Origin of the sequence: Ensifer sp. 1H6, from assembly GCF_001976035.1 — a bacterium.
Taxonomy (GTDB): domain Bacteria; phylum Pseudomonadota; class Alphaproteobacteria; order Rhizobiales; family Rhizobiaceae; genus Ensifer; species Ensifer canadensis.
This window is the reverse complement of record NZ_MOAI01000033.1, coordinates 49,290-67,272: the sequence shown is the minus strand read 5'-3', so window position 1 is coordinate 67,272 and position 17,983 is coordinate 49,290. Positions and strand designations below refer to the sequence as shown.

16 protein-coding genes are annotated in these 17,983 nt (G+C 61.2%); 5 read left to right on the top strand and 11 right to left on the bottom strand.

Annotated elements, in window-relative coordinates:
- The first annotated feature begins 29 nt into the window (after window positions 1-29).
- The 3 genes from BKP54_RS28995 to BKP54_RS28985 all read left to right on the top strand — a co-directional run bounded on the left by BKP54_RS28995 (window position 30) and on the right by BKP54_RS28985 (window position 3,702).
- The gene (locus BKP54_RS28995) at window positions 30-983 is read left to right on the top strand and encodes a HupE/UreJ family protein (RefSeq protein WP_245317919.1); all 954 of its coding nucleotides are present in this window, start codon (window positions 30-32) and stop codon (window positions 981-983) included.
- 83 nt (window positions 984-1,066) lie between these two features.
- Window positions 1,067-3,001 carry a DUF3604 domain-containing protein gene (locus BKP54_RS28990; protein WP_084815285.1) on the top strand — a complete coding sequence of 645 codons (1,935 nt, stop codon included), beginning with the start codon at window positions 1,067-1,069 and terminating at the stop codon, window positions 2,999-3,001.
- 152 nt (window positions 3,002-3,153) lie between these two features.
- The gene (locus BKP54_RS28985; RefSeq protein ID WP_057220319.1) at window positions 3,154-3,702 is read left to right on the top strand and encodes a GNAT family N-acetyltransferase; all 549 of its coding nucleotides are present in this window, start codon (window positions 3,154-3,156) and stop codon (window positions 3,700-3,702) included.
- 104 nt (window positions 3,703-3,806) lie between these two features.
- Here BKP54_RS28985 and BKP54_RS28980 read toward each other — a convergent pair whose 3' ends face one another.
- From BKP54_RS28980 to BKP54_RS28955, 6 genes are all read right to left on the bottom strand, one after another.
- A complete protein-coding gene (locus tag BKP54_RS28980) occupies window positions 3,807-5,525 on the bottom strand; it encodes a dihydroxyacetone kinase family protein (protein ID WP_084815284.1) in 1,719 nt (572 codons plus the stop codon).
- A gap of 13 nt (window positions 5,526-5,538) precedes the next feature.
- A complete protein-coding gene (locus BKP54_RS28975; RefSeq protein WP_025429082.1) occupies window positions 5,539-6,477 on the bottom strand; it encodes a sugar phosphate isomerase/epimerase family protein in 939 nt (312 codons plus the stop codon).
- A gap of 41 nt (window positions 6,478-6,518) precedes the next feature.
- Window positions 6,519-8,057 (bottom strand): tripartite tricarboxylate transporter permease, encoded by a 1,539-nt coding sequence (locus BKP54_RS28970; RefSeq protein WP_084815283.1) that lies wholly within the window; start codon window positions 8,055-8,057, stop codon window positions 6,519-6,521.
- Window positions 8,058-8,092: 35 nt separating this feature from the next.
- Window positions 8,093-8,593 (bottom strand): tripartite tricarboxylate transporter TctB family protein, encoded by a 501-nt coding sequence (locus BKP54_RS28965; RefSeq protein ID WP_025429084.1) that lies wholly within the window; start codon window positions 8,591-8,593, stop codon window positions 8,093-8,095.
- 99 nt (window positions 8,594-8,692) lie between these two features.
- Window positions 8,693-9,679, bottom strand: coding sequence for a tripartite tricarboxylate transporter substrate binding protein (locus tag BKP54_RS28960; protein ID WP_084815282.1), 987 nt, complete (start codon window positions 9,677-9,679; stop codon window positions 8,693-8,695).
- Window positions 9,680-9,753: 74 nt separating this feature from the next.
- Entirely contained in the window at window positions 9,754-10,797 is a 1,044-nt protein-coding gene (locus BKP54_RS28955; protein WP_057223056.1) for a 4-hydroxythreonine-4-phosphate dehydrogenase PdxA, read from the bottom strand.
- Window positions 10,798-11,002: 205 nt separating this feature from the next.
- On the opposite strand from BKP54_RS28955, the gene BKP54_RS28950 reads away from it, so the two are divergent.
- On the top strand, window positions 11,003-11,689 hold the full coding sequence (locus BKP54_RS28950; protein WP_025429087.1) for a GntR family transcriptional regulator: 687 nt from the start codon (window positions 11,003-11,005) through the stop codon (window positions 11,687-11,689).
- Window positions 11,690-11,883: 194 nt separating this feature from the next.
- Complete coding sequence (locus BKP54_RS28945; RefSeq protein WP_084815281.1) at window positions 11,884-12,237, top strand: hypothetical protein; 354 nt, start codon at window positions 11,884-11,886, stop codon at window positions 12,235-12,237.
- Between the two features lie 73 nt (window positions 12,238-12,310).
- Here BKP54_RS28945 and BKP54_RS28940 read toward each other — a convergent pair whose 3' ends face one another.
- The 5 genes from BKP54_RS28940 to BKP54_RS28920 all read right to left on the bottom strand — a co-directional run bounded on the left by BKP54_RS28940 (window position 12,311) and on the right by BKP54_RS28920 (window position 17,203).
- The gene (locus BKP54_RS28940) at window positions 12,311-13,027 is read right to left on the bottom strand and encodes an ABC transporter ATP-binding protein (protein ID WP_057220321.1); all 717 of its coding nucleotides are present in this window, start codon (window positions 13,025-13,027) and stop codon (window positions 12,311-12,313) included.
- Window positions 13,008-13,772 (bottom strand): ABC transporter ATP-binding protein, encoded by a 765-nt coding sequence (locus BKP54_RS28935; protein WP_084815280.1) that lies wholly within the window; start codon window positions 13,770-13,772, stop codon window positions 13,008-13,010. Before BKP54_RS28935 ends, BKP54_RS28940 begins: the two co-directional genes overlap by 20 nt.
- On the bottom strand, window positions 13,772-14,776 hold the full coding sequence (locus tag BKP54_RS28930) for a branched-chain amino acid ABC transporter permease (protein WP_113568333.1): 1,005 nt from the start codon (window positions 14,774-14,776) through the stop codon (window positions 13,772-13,774). The genes BKP54_RS28935 and BKP54_RS28930 overlap by 1 nt, the downstream gene beginning before the upstream one ends.
- Complete coding sequence (locus tag BKP54_RS28925; RefSeq protein WP_084815279.1) at window positions 14,773-15,639, bottom strand: branched-chain amino acid ABC transporter permease; 867 nt, start codon at window positions 15,637-15,639, stop codon at window positions 14,773-14,775. The genes BKP54_RS28930 and BKP54_RS28925 overlap by 4 nt, the downstream gene beginning before the upstream one ends.
- A gap of 391 nt (window positions 15,640-16,030) precedes the next feature.
- Window positions 16,031-17,203, bottom strand: coding sequence for an ABC transporter substrate-binding protein (locus tag BKP54_RS28920; RefSeq protein ID WP_057204677.1), 1,173 nt, complete (start codon window positions 17,201-17,203; stop codon window positions 16,031-16,033).
- Window positions 17,204-17,983 lie beyond the last annotated feature (780 nt).

The following is a 17,983-nucleotide window of genomic DNA, read 5'->3' as shown; positions in this document are numbered from 1 at the left end:
TCTGGCTGGTTGCACTTACGGTGGCTGCCATGCTGTTCTCGTTGGCCGCCTTCGCCCATGAAGTGCGCCCTGCCTACCTCAGCATCCGGGAAGAAGCGCCGAACGAGTTGCGCGTACTCTTCAAGACGCCCATGCAGGGCAATGCGCGGCTGGCGCTGAAAGCCTTGTTCTCCGGCAGGATCGAAATGATGACCCCGGTCGTCTCGCATCCGACCGGCGATGCGATGGTACAGACCTGGCGCATCCGAACCTTGGAGCCACTCGCCGGCCAGACGGTGCTGATCGACGGGTTGCAGAACACCATGACCGACGCCCTGGTCCACCTGGTTCTTGCCAATGGCAACACCTGGACGGCTCGGCTGACACCCGGCGCGCCATCAGCGCTGATACCCGCATCGCAAAGCACCTGGGGCGTCTTTACCACCTATGTTCGTCAGGGCATCGAGCACATCGCGTTTGGCTTCGATCACCTGCTCTTCGTCGCCGCTCTGATGCTGATCGTGCGCGACTGGCGCAAGCTGGTGAAGGCGGTTACCGCCTTCACCGTTGCTCACTCGATCACGTTGACCTGCGCGACGCTCGGCTGGGTGACACTGCCATCGCGACCAGTCGAGGCGATGATCGCCATCAGCATCGTCATGGTGGCGGCAGAGATCGTGCGCATGGAGCGTGGCCAGACCAGCCTTGCGATAACCAGTCCATGGATGGTGGCCTTCGCCTTCGGGCTGCTGCATGGTTTCGGTTTCGCTGGCGCGCTTGTCGAAATCGGCTTGCCGCAAGGCGACATCCCGCTGGCATTGGTGGCGTTTAATTTCGGGGTCGAACTTGGGCAACTGGCGTTCATCGGAGCATTGCTGACGCTGGCGCATGTTGTCCGTCGCTTTGCCGCAATGCCGCGCGGGGCAGCCGTTGCCTCGGCGTACGCGATCGGGATTGTCGCGGCATTTTGGTGCGTCCAGCGGCTTGACGCCATGTTCCTGTAGGGCAGCGCAAGCCGTGAAGTTCTTACAGTTCGTTGAGTAGGAAAGATGAGAGCGAGAAGTTAACCGTCGATCGGGAGGATGTCATGCGCGTTTTGATGCCTTTGGCCGGATTGGCCTTGGTTGCGACCACGGCATTTGGTTACCCCACACTGGCACAGGAAACCATAGATGAGGGGACGCTCGATCCCAATATGGTCGACACACTCTTCCCGAAGCCGGGGTATTCGCCTTACGCCGGCAATAGGTTCCCGTCCCGTCCGCTGTTTGGCGATACGCACCTGCACACGTCTCAGTCGTTCGACGCCATCGCCTTCGGCAACTCCCTCGGACCGGAGGAAGCCTATCGCTTCGCACGCGGCGAGGAAGTCATCTCCTCGACCGGTCAGCATGCACGATTGAGCCGCCCGCTTGATTTTCTGGTCGTGTCCGATCACGCCGAGAACATGGGCACGCTGGGCGAAATCAAGACCGGAAACCCGACCTTGATGAATGATCCTGAACTGAAACGCTGGAACCAGATGATGGCAGCCGGCGGCGACCAGGCGATGAACGTCTACTACGAAATCATGGCGAGCGTCGGCGGTGGAGGCAAGCCTTTGCCGGCTGCGCTTCGTTCGGACGACCTGACGCGGTCGGTATGGCAAAAGAACGTCCAGGCTGCGGATAAATACAACGATCCCGGCACGTTTACTGCGTTGATCGGCTATGAGTGGTCATCCAACACCGGCGGCAACAACTTGCATCGCGTGGTCGTCTTCCGCGATGGCGCGGAAAAGACGGAGCCGATCCTGCCATTCTCGTCCTTGCAGAGCGACAATCCGGAAGACCTATGGAAGGCTCTCCAAAACTACCAGACGAAGACCGGCGGCAGCGTGCTCGCCATCCCTCATAACGGCAATCTGTCGAACGGCCTGATGTTCCCGTTGATCAATCCCGTCGGAGGAAAGCCTATCACCGCGGAGTATGCGCGCACCCGCGCAAGCCTTGAGCCACTGATGGAAGTTACCCAGATGAAAGGCGACGGGGAGACGCATCCTACTCTGTCGCCGACTGACGAGTTCGCCAACTTCGAGCGGTGGGATATGGGCAACCTCGACCTGAGTGCGGCGAAAACTCCTGATATGCTGCAGTTCGAGTATGCGCGCTCGGCCCTCAAGAACGGCCTGAAACTCGATAAAGAGCTTGGCGTGAACCCGTACAAATATGGATTGATCGGATCGACGGATTCCCACACGTCGCTCGCCGCGGTCGAAGAGAACAACTTCTTTGGCAAACTCCCTGCGGCAGAACCGAGCGCCGGCCGCGCGACACACCCAATCGCCAAGTTCGGCGACAAGGAGGTCATGGGCTGGGAAGTCGTTTCGAGCGGCTATGCTGCCGTCTGGGCGATGGAGAACACGCGTGAAGCCATCTTCGACGCTATGAAGCGTAAGGAGGTCTACGCCACCACTGGGCCGCGGATGCTGGTTCGGCTGTTTGGCGGATGGGAGTTCGCCGAGGCGGACGCCAAGACGCGAAGCCCGGCAGCGGTCGGATACGCCAAGGGTGTTCCGATGGGAGGCGACCTGCCGCCCGCACCCGCAGGGAAAAAGGCTCCTACGTTTCTGGTGGCTGCGCTGAAGGACCCGATCGGCGCGAACCTCGACCGCTATCAGATCGTCAAGGGCTGGATCGATGCGGCGGGGCAATTGCACGAGCAAGTCTATGACGCCGCATGGTCCGGAGAACGTAAGCCTGGCGCTGACGGCAAGCTGCCGCCTGTGGGAAACACGGTTGACGTCGCCGACGCCACCTGGACCAATACCATCGGCGCGCCAGAATTGATCTCGGTCTGGACCGACCCCGCCTTCGACCCGGCCCAGCGCGCCTTCTACTACGCTAGAGTGCTGGAAATTCCGACGCCGCGCTGGACGGCCTACGACGCGAAGTACTTCGGCGTCACCATGCCGTCCGAAGTGCCAATGTCGTCGCAGGAGCGGGCTTACACGTCGCCGATCTGGTACAATCCTGCGGGCTAGGCGAGAAGGTTGATACCGACCACTATGCGGCGTTGGCCGCTTTGCGCCAACACCGGTCATTGATTGCCAAAGTCTCGATCTGGTTTTAGCCTCAAGAAGCCCCACGTCTGTGACCATCTTAGAACTACGATTCTGAATCTATGGATATTTTTATGACTGAGAAATATCGACTACCCGAGACGTTCAACACCGAACGCTTCTTTGTCCGAAAGGCCCAGGCATCTGATGCGGCGTCGGTTTTCGAAGGCTGGGCCACTGACGTGGACGTTACTCGCTACCTGGTCTGGAGGCCCCACTCCGACATTTCGCAGACTACCGCTTTTCTGGAGCAAGCGGAGCGAGAGTGGGATGCCGGGACAAGTTTTCCATCTCTGATTGCCCTGCGTACAGCGCCAGAGCAGATCATTGGAACGGTGGAGCCGCGCGTAGCTTCCGGGCGGGTATCATACGGCTGGATCGTTCGCCGGGACCACTGGGGACAGGGGGTTGCCACAGAGGTTGTTAGCTGGTTGTTGGAACATGCTCTCGCGCACCCAACTATATTTCGAACAGAGGCGACTTGTGACGTCGTCAACATCGCGTCGTCGCGCGTGATGGAGAAGGCTGGCATGGCCCGTGAAGCTGTTCTGCGCCGCTATCTTCTTCATCCAAACGTCTCGAATGAAGCAAGAGACGCGTTGCTGTATTCTAAGGTCCGCTGACGGCGAACGACCGGTTTGGGCCAGGCGCAAGACCAAGACAACAAAAAGGGCGCGGTTGGGAGGACCCGCGCCCATTTTTGCGAGGAGTGGACCGGACGGCGTTATCAGGCGTCGACGTCTTCCTTCAGAAAGTCGGCGGCAACGCGAGCTGTCAGCGCCAGCGACACCGCGCCTGCATCCGGATGGCCGATGCTCTTTTCCGCAAGCGGCCGCGCGCGGCCGAGTTTCGGCGTCAGGCTGGACGTGGCGTCAGCCGCATCGCTAGCAGCCTTGGCCGCCGCCTCCCAAGCCTTGTTCAACGACTTCAGGTTTTCAAATTCCCGCTCCAACGTGTCGACGAACGGCACGAGGGCGTCGACCAAGGTCTTGTCCCCGACGCGGGCGCGTCCGAGACGGGTGACGCCGTCGAGCGCGAGCCGCGCACCTTCTATGATGGCCGCATCCGCAGGCTTGTCGTCGTCGGAAAATGCGTTGCTCCAGGAGCGAAGAAGCAGACCCCAGATTGCGCCCGACGTGCCGCCCGCGCGATCGGCCCAGGCATCGCCCGCCGTTGCCAGCACACTGGCAGCGCCTGCCCCAGCCGCTACCGCAGAGTTCGCGGCCTCCTGGGCCGCCGCAGAGCCGCGGCGCATGCCCTGGCCATGGTCGCCGTCGCCGGCAAAGGCGTCGATACGGCCGAGTTCGTCTTCAGCTTGCTTCAGGGCATCGGCAACCTTGCCGATCAACCGGGCAATGCACTTACCGCTTTCCCTGGAGGCCTGCGACGCAGGCGCGAAGGTCGCGGGACCATCCTCATCGGAAATCGTATCGGTCGCCGGCTCCGCGTTGATGATCGCGCCCTTGCGCAGCACCGGTGCATCGCATGGCGCACGCCAGTAGGATTCAAGCTCTTCGTCGAGCCAGAGCAGTGACAGCGAGCAGCCCTGCATGTCCAGGCTGGTGACGAACTCGCCGCATTCCGGATCGACGATTTCGAGGCCCGCCGCCTTCAATTCCTGTTCGACAGCGACCCAAAGAACGAAAAGCTCTTCGTACTTGGTTGAGCCCAGACCGTTCAGCACCGGCGCAACCTTTGCCGTCCCGGCCGGACGCTCGGCCAGCAGTTTGCCGACAAGCAATTTCGCAAGCTCGGTTGCCGTTACGACCTTTTCTTCGCTGATGCCCGGCTCGCCGTGAATGCCAAGACCGAGTGCCATTTCGCCCTTCGGAACGGTGAAGAGCGGACGGTTCGCGCCCGGCAGGGTGCAGCCGCCGAAAGCGACCCCGAAAGAGACGGTGCGATCATTGGCAAGGCGGCTGACGCGCTCGACCTCGTCCAGCGACAGACCGGCTTCGGCCGCAGCGCCTGCAATCTTGAAGACCACGAGATCGCCGGCGATGCCGCGGCGCTTAGGCGCCGTTTCAGCGGCAGCGCTGGCAACATCGTCAGTCACCGGCACGATGCGCACGTCGATGCCTTCGGCCCGAAGGCGTTCGGCGGCAACGCCGAAATTCAGGACGTCCCCGGCATAGTTTCCGAAACCGAGGAGAACGCCGCCGCCCTGGTCGGCATGACGGCAGACACGCGCGACGGCAGCGGTCGACGGCGAGGCAAAGACGTCACCGGCGACGGCAGCATCAGCCATGCCTGGGCCGACATAACCTGCAAAGGCCGGATAATGGCCGGAGCCACCACCGATAACGACGGCGACCTTGCCCTTCGGCACCTTGGTCGAGCGCACGACGCCGCCCTTCACCAGGCGGACATTGCGGGCATAGATGGAGCTGAAGCCGGCGAGCGCGGTTACGGCGAAATCTTCCGGTGCGTCAAAGATCGTGGTCATCGCTACTTGTTCCTTAGTCGCGAGGCAGAATGCGCCTCAGATAGTCCCGATTGGTTGCGCTGACGGAAAGGCCATCGCCACCGTAATGCTCGCAGAGGAACGGGCTCTGGAACCCGTGCGAAAGCGCCATGCGAATGGCGGAACGGTAGTTGATCACGCCGAACTCCAGCGGGGCTGGATGGGTCACGATCAGCCCCGAAGTTTCGTCCTCGGTGCGGTTGTAGTTCTTGACGTGCCAGTATTTGGCAAAGGGTGCAACCTTCGCCATCATTTCCTGCCAGTGCTCGACCGGACGATGCAGGCGGACCAGGTTGCCGAGGTCGGCGTTGATGCCGACATTCGCAAGACCGACGTCGGTAACGAAGCGCACGGCGCTGTCGGCCGAACCGATATAGGTGTCTTCGTACATCTCGAGCGCCAACTCGATGCCGAGCTCTTCGGCATGGCTGCCGAGCTCGCGGATGCGCGAAACGCCCTTCTGCCAGATGGCTGCATCATCAGGATTCTTGACGCCATCGACGGTCCAGAACCACAGCGCCTTCTTCTGTGCATCGGTCAACGGACCGAAGAACCCGAAGGAGACTGAACCTGCCCCGATCGCCGCAGCCGTGTCGATCACCCGGTGACCATAGGCGAGATAGTCGTCACCATGAACAGGATCGATGACGCTGCGACGCGCAGTCGAGATCCCCGGCATGGTCAGGCCGAGATCGCGCGTCAATGCGACGAAGCTCTCGAGCCGTGCCGGTGACAAATCGGCAAGACGGATCCAGCTGTCGGTCGGGTCGAGTTCGGTGAAACCGGCATCGACGACGTCATCGAGCGTCAGTGCCCACTCCTCGACCGACTGGTCCTGAACCGAGCGGCCGTCTGCCAGCATGTTCGGATACTGAATCATGGCGGCAGCGATCGGCCAGGTGTCACGGTTCCATTTGCGCGGCGCGTTTGCCATGGCGTTTCCCCAATTTTTTGAAGTTTGGTGCGGCGGCTCCGTCAAGCCGCCGCGCTACCGTCGCCCGGCGATGTTGCATCATCGTCCTTGCGCTTGCGAACCAGGCCGATCAGTCCGAAGACGACAGGCGACAGCAGCATTGCCAGGCCAAGCGCCATCAACGACGAAACCAGCGCATTTGACCAGAAAATATTCAGCGATCCGCTCGACAGAAGCATCGACTGGCGGAAGGCATCCTCGGCCTTGTCGCCGAGCACCATGGCCAGAACCAGCGGCGCCAGCGGATAGTCGAGCTTCTTGAAGACGTAGCCCAGCACGCCGAAGCCGATGACCATGAAGATGTCGGAGACGGAATTTGCCACCTGATAGGCGCCGGAGAAGATGACGGCGACGATGATCGGGCCGATGATCGAGAACGGCACGCGCAGGATCGAGGCATAGAGCGGCACGGTGGCAAGCACCAGGATGACGGCGACGACGTTGCCGAGATACATCGAGGCAATCAGACCCCAAACGAAATCGGGCCGGTCGGTAAACAGCATCGGACCGGGCGTCAGGCCCCAGATCATCAGGCCGCCCATCATGACGGCAGCCGTGGCCGAACCTGGAACGCCGAGCGCCAGCATCGGCAACAGTGCCGAGGTTCCGGCCGAATGGTCGGCGGTCTCGGGTGCTACGATGCCGCGCGGGTCGCCCTTGCCGAACTTCGACTTGTCGCGCGCCGAACGACGGGCGACGCCATAGCTCATGAAGGAGGCTGCGGTCGGGCCGGCAGGCGTGATGCCCATCCAGATGCCGATGATGGTCGAGCGCGCGATCGTCAGCCAATAGCGCGGGATCTCGACCAGCGTACGGCCGATTTCGGCGAGCCTGACGCGCGCCTTGATGCCTTCGAAGCGCAGCCCCTCTTCCGTCGTCAGCAACAGTTCGCCGATGCCGAAGAGGCCCATGACGGCGATCAGGAAGCTGACGCCCTTGATCAGGGTCGGGATGTCGAAGGTCAGGCGCAGATCGCCGGAGATTGTGTCCATGCCGACGGATGCAAGTGCAAAACCAACCATCATCGACACGAGCGTCTTGAACGGCGATTGCGCCCCCATCGAGATGAAGCTTGCAAAGGCGAGGAAGTAGACCGCGAAATATTCGGGCGAGGAAAAGCGCAGCGCGAAATTCGCGACCCAGCCCGACAGGAGCGTGATCATCACGACGCCGGCAAGTGCGCCGATGCCGGCCGAGACGAAGGCCAGCGTCAAGGCGCGGCTCGCCTGGCCTGCCTTGGCCATCGGATAGCCGTCGAAGGTGGTTGCGACCGACGAGGGCTCGCCTGGAATATTGAACAGGATGGATGTCGTCGAGCCGCCGAACAGCGCTCCCCAATACATGCAGGAGAGCAGGATGATGGCGGAGATCGGATCCATGGAGAAGGTCAGCGGCAACAGCAGCGAGACGCCGTTGGGCGCGCCGAGGCCGGGCAGAACGCCGACCAGAATGCCGAGCGTGACGCCGACCATCATCAGCAGGATGTGATTCCAGCTGAGGATGTGGCCGAAGCCATCGATCAGAAGACCGATATTTTCCATGTCATTCCTCCCGGGGAAACTTTAAGCGGCCAGGATCAGTAGATCCCGAACCATGCCTCGACCGGTCCCTTCAACAGCGGAACCTTGAAGCCGATCTCGAATACGATGAAGAAGAAGAGCGAAACGGTAACGCCGGCCGGCAGTGCGATCCACCACTTGTAGCGTCCCTGGAAGAGCATCGCACCGGCGATATAGAGCGCCGTCCCGACATAGAGGCCAAGCCAGGCGGAGACGCCGGCAAAGGCGACAAGAGGCAAGAGGAATGAGGCAACGACGCGGGCGCGGGCAGAGTCGATGAAGATATCACCCGTGCCGCGATGCTTCACGAATGCACCGATCGCATTCGCGATGCTTCCCAGAATGATCAGAACGCCGATGTAGAAGGGAAAATAGCCGGCCTCTGGGCCGAAATCGCTCCATCCGGCGCCGACATCGGAGGCGCCATAGCAGACGGCTGCACCGAAGATACCCGTCAACGCGGCAACGCCAAGCTCCACCGCGAAGCGGGAGAGCCCATTCGCACTGTTCTCACTCATGATCGTGACCTTTCAAACCGGTTGACGGGCGCTCCCGTTAAGCGCGTCATACTTGACGCGCGGCGCTGTCGAGGCGCCCGTCCCGATATATCGCCTGTTTTAGTTGGCGAGCCAGCCTTCGCGCTTCAGAACTTCGCCGACTGCGGCGCCGTCCATCTCGATGGCGGCCTTGAAATCGTCGCCAGCGATGTAAGCGGGAGACTGCGAGGTATCGGCAAGATACTTCGCCCACTCCGGCGTTTCGGAAACCTTGCGCATCAGGTCCGCGTAGAACTTGACGGCATCGGGTTCCACGCCAGCCGGCAGCCAGACGGTGCGCGGCATGGAGTAGTTGTCGATGGCAATGCCCGACTCCTTGCAGGTCGGGATGTCGCTCCAGCCCTTGTCGCCAGCAACCTTGGCGTCGTTCGTCAGCTTGACGCTCTTGAAGACGCACAGCGGCTTGACCATGCCGGCCTGCCACTGGCCGAGGTTTTCACTCGGGTTGTTGACGTTGGCGTCGAGGTGTTCACCGGCAAGCTGAACAGCGGCTTCGCCGCCGCTCTTGAACGGGATGTAGTTGATAGTCGCACCGGTCGCGTCGTTGATCATCGAGGTGAGGATCTGGTCGACGTCCTTCGACTGGCTTCCGCCGATCTTCAGTCCACCTTCCTTGGCCTTTGCGGCGAAGTCGGCAGCCGTTGTGTAAGACGCCTTGCCGTTGACCCAGAGGATGAATTCGTCGGAAGCAAGTGCTGCAACCGGCGTCAAATCCTCGGGCTTGTAAGGCACCTTGGCGCGGACCGGCAGCAGGTAAGCATTGTTGGTGCCGAATGCCAGCTTGTAGGCGTCGCCCTTGTTGGTCGCCGTGTAGACGAAACCTTCGGCGCCGCCGGCGCTGCCCTTGTTGGTGACGACAACAGGCGCCTTCATCAGTTCGTACTTGCCGATGATCGCCTGGATCGTGCGCGCGAAGATGTCCGTGCCGCCGCCCGGGCCAGCCGTGACGACGAATTCAACCGGACGGTCCGGCTCGAAGGCCGACGCCGGAGCAGCAACGCCGAATGCGGCTGCCATGATGCATGCGATAGAAACGGATTTCTTCATATCTAGTCCTCCCGTTGAGTGAGATGCGGCGCAAGACCTCCTCCTGCGCCGGTAGTGGTTGAAAGCGTGCGAATTCAGGCAGCAGCCGAAAGGGCAGCCTTTTTCTTCGCCATGCGAACGGCGAGCAGAAGCGCCTCGCGGCTTGCGCCGACATCGGCAATGCCCTTGCCGGCAATGTCATAGGCAGTGCCGTGGGCTGGGGTGCAGAGCGGGAACGGCAGGCCGCCCATCATCGTCACACCCTTGTCGAAGCCCATGAGCTTCATCGCGATCTGACCCTGATCGTGATACATCGTCAGGACGGCATTGAAGCCTTCCTTGAGTGCGCGCACGAAAACGGTGTCGGCCGGGAACGGGCCATCGACGTTGTAGCCGAGCGCCTTCGCCTTCTCGACCGCCGGCTCGATGATGTCGATCTCTTCCATGCCGAAGCTGCCGCCGTCGCCGGCATGCGGGTTGAGGCCTGCAATTGCGATCTTCGCCTCTTCGTAACCGGCCTCCTTGAGGCAGGTCTGGGTCAGTTCGACCTCGGCGAGAATGCCCTCGACCGAAAGGTTGTCAGCCACGTCCTTGAGTGGAATGTGCGAGGTGACACGCGCATTCCAGACCTTCTCGAGGACGTTGAATTCGCGAACCTTGCCGGTGAAGCCGAGCACGTCGGCAACGAAACGGATCTCATCGTCATAGCCGGGATAGGCAAAGCGCATGGCCTTCTTGTTGAAGGGCGTGAAGCACACGGCCTCGGCCTTGCCGGCGTGGGCAAGCTCCAGCGCCGTGCGGAAATTGCGCGTTGCAAACGTGCCGCCGGCGAGCGTCGCCTCGCCGCGATCGACGTCTGCCGGATCGAGATGACCGAGGTCGACGAATACGTGACGGGCGGTACCGGCCTTGTCGAGATCCTCAAGCGTCGAGGACGCGAGATCGAGCGTCAGACCGGCAGCCTTGGCGCCTTCGTCCAGAATGCGGCGATCGCCGATCGTGATGATGTGTGCGGCCTCGCGAATATCGGGAAGGGCCAGCAGCCGCGCGGTCAGCTCGGGGCTGATGCCGGCGGGATCACCCATGGCAAGCGCGATGACAGGACGCGCGCCGTTACCGGCAGCACCATTGGTCGTCATGTGAGATGTCCTCCACTTCATGCTTTTCGCAGGCTGTCATACGTTATTCAAAATTCTGCATCAAGTCTTTTGTATTCTGTATGCAGCATTTTCTGTTGACGATGGCGAGCCCTGTCTCCATGCTTCAATCAGACAGTGCTGATTCAATCGGCACGCACGGGGAACGGATGGCCGACACGCGGCCACCAAGCGCAGAAGCAAAATGATGAACGAAATCACACCACTGGAGAGACGCGCCGACGGCGGCCCCGGCCCGATCAGGCGAACCGCTCTGCATGACACTCTTGTCAGCCACCTGCGCGACATGATCATTGAAGGTGACCTTTCGCCCGGTACGCGCCTGCATGAGGGCCAGCTCGGCGAGCAGCTCGGCGTCTCCCGCACACCCTTGCGCGAAGCCATCAAGTACCTGGCGAGTGAGGGATTGGTCGAACTCGTGCCCAGTCGCGGCGCCGTCGTGAAGCGCTTCAGCGCCAAGGACGTGCACGACATGCTGACCGTGTTGCAGACGCTGGAGGAACTTGCGGGCAAGCTTGCCTGTGATGCGGCAAGCGACGCCGGCATTGCCGAAGTCCGCGCGCTACATGACGAAATGGTCCGTCGCTACAAGGTCGGCGACCGGCTGCAATACTACAAGCTCAACCAGCAGATTCACTCGGCGATCGTACAGCTCGCCGAAAATGCGGCGCTCGCCGACATGCACAGCGTTCTGCAGACACGGCTGAAGCGCATCCGCTTCATCGGCCACGAAGGCCCGGAAAAATGGGCGGCCGCGGTTGCCGAGCATGACGAGATGATCGTTGCGCTCGAAGCCCGCGACAAGGCCAAGCTGTCCGAAGTGCTCGGCCGTCACCTGATGAACGCCTGGGAGCGCGTTCGCGCTTCGGTTTGAAGAAGCGTCGCAGTCGCGTTCTAAGCTAACGGGCTCTTTCTTGCCCTGGGTCCTATTCTCAGGATCGACCCCATATATTGAGCGGCCCCGCCCTGTCCGTCGCCCCATGTATGGCGGCGCCGAGATGACATGTCCGTGATCCAACTTGATGCGTATCCGGGATACGCATATTTTGGCGAGGAAGGGGATCGGCGATGGCGTCTCGAGACAGGATGAAAAGGCACCCTGAGCGTAGTGGCGCAGCTGACCTCGTTCGAGCGGAAGTGCTGGTTCCGCGCGATCGACGCAATGATATTGTCAGCGCCGCCGCAGACATGCGCGAAGATCACAGAAAGCGCAAGGATCGTTTAGCAGAATATCTCAAGCTGGCGGCCGAGCGTTATGGCTTGCGAATATTCGACAATATCGACGTCGAGAGGCTCGTTGATGTCCCAAGTCGGTCACGGGTCGTAGCGAATGCGCTCATCGAAAGAGGCGATGCCAGAGCCTTTGCGATGGGAAGGAAGATGTTGTCCATACTTGACGACATTGAGACCCACGCCGTTTGACGCTTTCACTCCACGGCAAAGACAGCTCGGTCGCGCTCAAACCTTAGGGCCGCAAAAACTGCGCTCAATCGCTTCAGTGAAGTCCGCCGACGCCCAGCAATCGCTCGACGGCGTCGTGGTCGCTTGAAAGCGCCTGCGGCGTGCCCGTCCAGGCAATGCGTCCGCGCTCCAGCACGATGACTTGATCGGCGAAATCGAGCGCGCTCTGGATGCGCTGCTCGACCAGCACGATCGTCATGTCGCCGGTCTTGGCGAGTTCGGCAAAGGCCCTCATCAGTTCCTCGCAGATCACCGGGGCAAGCCCCTCGAGGGGCTCATCCAGCAGCAGGACCGACGGACGACCGAGGATCGAGCGCGCCGTTGACAGCATCTGCTGCTCGCCGCCGGAAAGCTGGCTGCCGAGGTTCCGCCGCCGCTCATGAAGCCGCGGGAACATGTCGTAAGCCTCCTGCAGTGCGGTCTTCGGCCGGTCCTTGAGACCGACGAACAGGTTTTCCTCGACGGTCAGGGTCGGAAACACGCAACGCGCCTGTGGCACGAAGCCTAAGCCCTTGCGAGCGCGTGACGCGCTTGGCAGTGCTGTCACGTCAGCATCACCCATGCGAATGCGCCCGTCGTAGCGTTTCGTCTGGCCGGCAAGCGTCGCCAGCAGCGTGGTCTTGCCCATGCCGTTGCGGCCGAGAACGGCCAGGCGCGCGCCCGCTGGAACCGAGAACGAAATACCTTCGAGCACCCGCGTCGGCCCATAACCGGCGGACAGGTTTTCCACCTCAAGCGGCGTGGCTGGCATTGGCATAGCTCCCCAGATAGGCTTCTCGCACCCGCGGATCCTGGGTGACATCAGACGGCAAACCGTCAAAGATAATGGCGCCAGCCGCCAGAACGACGACGCGCTTGGCAAAACGGAAGACCAGATCCATGTCATGCTCGATCATCAGCACGGCGAGATCCGCCGGTAGATCGGCGAGCGCCTGCTCGATGCGACCGGTGTCGCTCTGCGGCACGCCGGCGGCCGGCTCGTCGAGCAGCAGCACCTTCGGCTTCAAGGCAAGCGCCACGGCGATTTCAAGCAGGCGCTGCTGGCCATAGGCGATCTCACTGACCTTGCGATGCATCAGTTCGCGAAGCCCGAGCTTGCCAAGCAGTTGCCCGACTTCATCCATCACATCAGGCATCGAGAGAAAATTGCCGAACAGACGACCGGAGCGGCCGTCGCGCTGCAGGACGGCGAGCGCCACATGCTCGGCCGGCGTCATGTCGAGAAACAGGCGCGTGACCTGGAAGGAGCGCACCAGCCCTCTCCTCACCCGGCCGATGGCATCGATACGGGTGACCGTCTCGCCGCCGAGGCGAACCTCGCCAGAATCAGGAACAAGGTTGCCCGTGACCAGATTGACGAACGTCGTCTTGCCGGCGCCGTTCGGGCCGATCAGCGCCACGCGGTCGCCCGGCGCCATTCTGAGACTTACGTCATTGGTCACTGCCAGGCCGCCAAAGGCACGCTTGAGGTTGCGAACTTCAAAGATGGGCTGCATCACTTTGCCTCCCGGCGGCGGGCAACGAAGGCGGCTGCCGTTCCGTAGAGCCCCTTCGGCGCGAAGAGGACGACGGCGATCAGCAGGGCGCCGACCATCGTCAGCCAGTGGAACGGATTGGCGGCGGAAACGACGTCTTCGAAGAACATGAAGACAATGGTGCCCGTGAGCGCGCCGAAGAGCGAACCAGTTCCACCGAGAACGAGCATCACCAGGCTTTCGGCCGACATGGTGAAGGACAGGCTGTCGAGACCGACCACCTGCGTCGAGATGGCGTTGAGCGCGCCGCCGACACCGGCCACGGCCCCGGAGATGACATACATCTTCATCAGCGCGCCCTTCGGCGATGCCCCCATCGAGCGGATGCGGATCGGGTCTTCCTTGATGGCGCGACACAGCATGCCGAAGGGCGAGCGCACGATCAGCCGCAGGACGGCGAAGACAAGCACCAGCAGCACGACGCCGAAGACGTAAGCCGTGCGTCCCCACAGGTCAAACTCGTAAAGACCGAGCAAAGCGCTCGGCGCGATGCCGGACAGGCCATCACTGCCGCCGGTCCAGGACGACGCCTTGTTGGCGAACTCATGGAAGAGGTGGATGAGGGCGATCGACAGCACCAGTTGCGGAAGACCGTGTGCACGCAGGATCACCGCTCCGCAGATGAGGCCGGCAACGGCGCCGGCGGCAATGCCGAAGGCGAGCATCGCGAAGGGATCGTTGATGCCGTAATGCGCCGAGACAATTCCCGCGGCATAGGCACCGGCGCCGAACAGCGCCGCGTGTCCGAGCGTCGCCACCCCGCAATAGCCGGTGACGAGGTCAAGCGAGAGCACCAACAGCGCGATGGCGATGATGCGCGTCAGCAGCGCCAGATTGTTGGGAAACAGGAAGTAGCCGACAATAGCGAGCGCCAGAATGACGCCGAGACCGATCAGGTCGCCGCCGCCGAAGCGGCGCTTGCCCGCTGTCCGTGCAATCAGGTCGTTGGTGGTGGTCATGGTCATCCCTTGGCTCTCCCGGCAAGTCCGCGCGGGAAGACGCAGATGATTGCGATGACGGCCAGATAGAAGAAGAATTCGCCGAACTCGGGCATCAGGTAGCGGCCGGTCGTGTCGATGCCGCCGAGCAGCAGGCAGGCGACAAGCGCGCCGGGGATCGAGCCCGCACCGCCGACCGACACGACGACCAGGAAGGTCACCATGTAGCGCAGCGCATAATAGGGTTCGACCGGCAGAAGTTCGGCACCGACCACTCCACCGAAGGCGGCAAGGCCAACGGCAACCGCGAAACTCACGGCATAGACGATCTCGGTGCGCACGCCGAGTGCAGCGGCCATGGCGGCATTGTCGACCGAGGCCCGCAGCTTGACGCCGAACGCCGTCCTTTCAATCGCGTACCAGAGGGCGATGGCTACGGCGAGGCCGCAAAGGATCGCAAAGAGCCGATGCGTGGCGATCGCGCGGAAACCGAGATCGACAGAGCCCTGCAGTTGCCCCGGCAGCGGCACGGTCTTCAGCGTCGGCCCGAAGACATAGTTGGCGATGCCGATGATGCAGAAGGTGATGCCGATCGTCATCAGCACCTGGGTCAGTTCCGGCGCCCCATAGATGCGACGATAAAGCAGACGCTCGATCGGGATGGCGATCAGGATCGTGCCGAACACGGCAAGCACGATGGCAAATCCATAGGCAAGGCCGAGGTCGCGCGCCGCATAGGAGGCGATGTATCCGCCGATCATGGCAAATGCGCCATGCGCAAGGTTGACGACGCGCATCAGCCCCATGGTGACGGAAAGTCCGATGGAGATGACGAAGAGCACCATGCCATAAGCAAGGGCATCGATCGCGATGCTGAAGACTGTTTGCATGGGGCTATCCGATGCCTTTCGTTATCACTGACGGCTGAGGGGCGGACGAGACGAACCCATCCCCGGCAAACAGCCGCACGCGCGTGGTTCGTTTCCGCCTTCAACGGAGGCACCGAAACGCTCCATCTTTCCATTTCAGGTATTCCCGGATGGAAAAACGCATCGCGCCTTTCCTGGAAATGCGTCCCTATCTTAGGCATTCCCTTCACTGAAAACCGCTTCGCACTTTTCCTGGAAATGCATCCCTATCTTTTGCATTCCCTTCACGGAAAACCGCTTCGCACTTTTCCTGGAAATGCTTTGGGGCGCCCGGATCGCTCTATTCGCCGGACGCCGGTGTTTTGCGGCCAATGTGGGCGGGGCTCAACGGGAACCCAAATTGCCCAAAAGCCTATTTCAGCGCCGCCAGACCGGGATCGCCCTGCTTCTCGAAAGTCTGAACTTCCTTGTTGTAGTAGGTGCCGTCATCAGCCTTGGTTACTTCGCGCAGGTAGATGTTCTGCGTGATGTGGCGCGATTCCGGATCGATGGAAACCGGGCCCCTCGGGCTCGTCCAGGAAAGACCCTTGACTGCATCGACGGCCTTCTGCGCGTCCTGCTCGCCGCCGGTCGCCTCGATCATCTTGTAGATCACATGCATGCCATCATAGGCGCCGACCGAGGGGAAGGAGAGTTCGGCCGGATTGCCGATGGCCTTTGCGGCCGCTTCGACAAAAGTCTTGTTTTCCGGACTGTCGTGCGAGACGGCGTAGTGGAACGTCGTCTGGATGCCGAGCGCTGCTTCGCCAAGCGCCGGCAGATCGGATTCCTGCGTCAGATCGCCTGGAGCAAAGAACTTGATGCCGCCGCTCTTCAGGCCGTTTTCGTTATAGGCTTTGACGAAACCAAGCGTGGTCGGGCCCGACGGCAGGAAGGCGAAGACGCCTTCGGCACCAGAGTCCTTGATGCGCTGCATGATCGGCGAGAAGTCGTTGGTGGCAAGCGGCATGCGAATGGCTTCGACGACCTGTCCACCGGCCGCCTCAAAACCGGCCTTGAAGGCATGTTCAGCATCGACGCCCGGGCCGTAGTCGCTGACCACCGAGATGACCTTGGAAACGCCCGCATCCTTCGCCACCTTGGCGATCGGCGTCGAGGTCTGCCAAGTGGTAAACGAGGTACGCACCACCAGCGGGCTTTTGGTCACGATCGCCGACGTCGCCGCGTTCATGATCACCAGCGGCACGTTGGCCTGTTCCAGAAGCGGCGTGACGGCCATTGCATCGGGGGTGAAATAGAAGCCGGCCAGATACTGCACGCCTTCCTTGACAACCAGTTCCTGGGCAAGCGCCTTGGACTGCGCCGGATCGGCCTGCGGCACGTCGCGATAGATGATCTCGATATCATCGTCGCCGACCTTGCTGCCGTTCAATGCCATATAGGCGTCGATGCCAGCCTTGAAGTTCTTGCCCTGCAGCGCGAAGGGACCGGAAAAGGGTCCAACGACGCCGATCTTGATCGTGTCCGCATAGGCAGCACCACTCAAGGCCAAGGCCGCAAGCGCGGCCAGAATTGTCCGTTTCATATTTCCTCCCTGTGGCACCGTCCACTCCCGCTGCGGCACCGTCATCACAAAGCAATCCGATTTTGATGTCTGTCAGTTTGCCATGCGAAACGGTGATGCAAAAATGAAATATGGGGTGGAAATCATAATTCAACAGTTATGTTTTGTCTTGGTTTTCGGTGAGCGTTTAACTATGGCACTAGCACCGGAGACCTGGGTCCAAAGCGTGTTGAACAAAGCGCTGCCCGGCGAAGACAGAGATTTAGCGCTTAACCCAAGGTGCGTACCGATTCCTCCCGGCACCGGCAGAATCTCGCCGCGTGACCAACCTTTGAATTCGAGATCTTCGGTGCGGAATACTTCTCAGGGAGCGCACTTCCACGCATGAATTCACGCAGGAAATTCGTGCTGCGGCGAAGCGAGCGCAGCTTCTACGCGATCCTGCAATAGCAGCAGTGACTTCCAGCTCCACGAGGAGAGCGATGGTCGATAGCGCACCATCTGGCGCAGCGATCAACTGGTTCGCGTTCGCAGATCGGTTCAATCAAAAAAATTGAACACTTCATTCGTTCGCACAAACTTTGGTTTGGCGGCAGTCGTTCCGACCACCTGGGAAGAAGCCTAACGCCAATGCGCGCTCGGCCCTTCATAATACCGTAATCGAACTTTCATCGTTTCATCATTCGATTTGGCTGGGAATGTCACACTCAACTGTTAGCAAGCGCTCCGGCTCATTCGTGTCGCCGATTTTGGTGACCGCCATTCTGCAAGGAGCGTTTTGCAATGAGAGACTCCGCCACC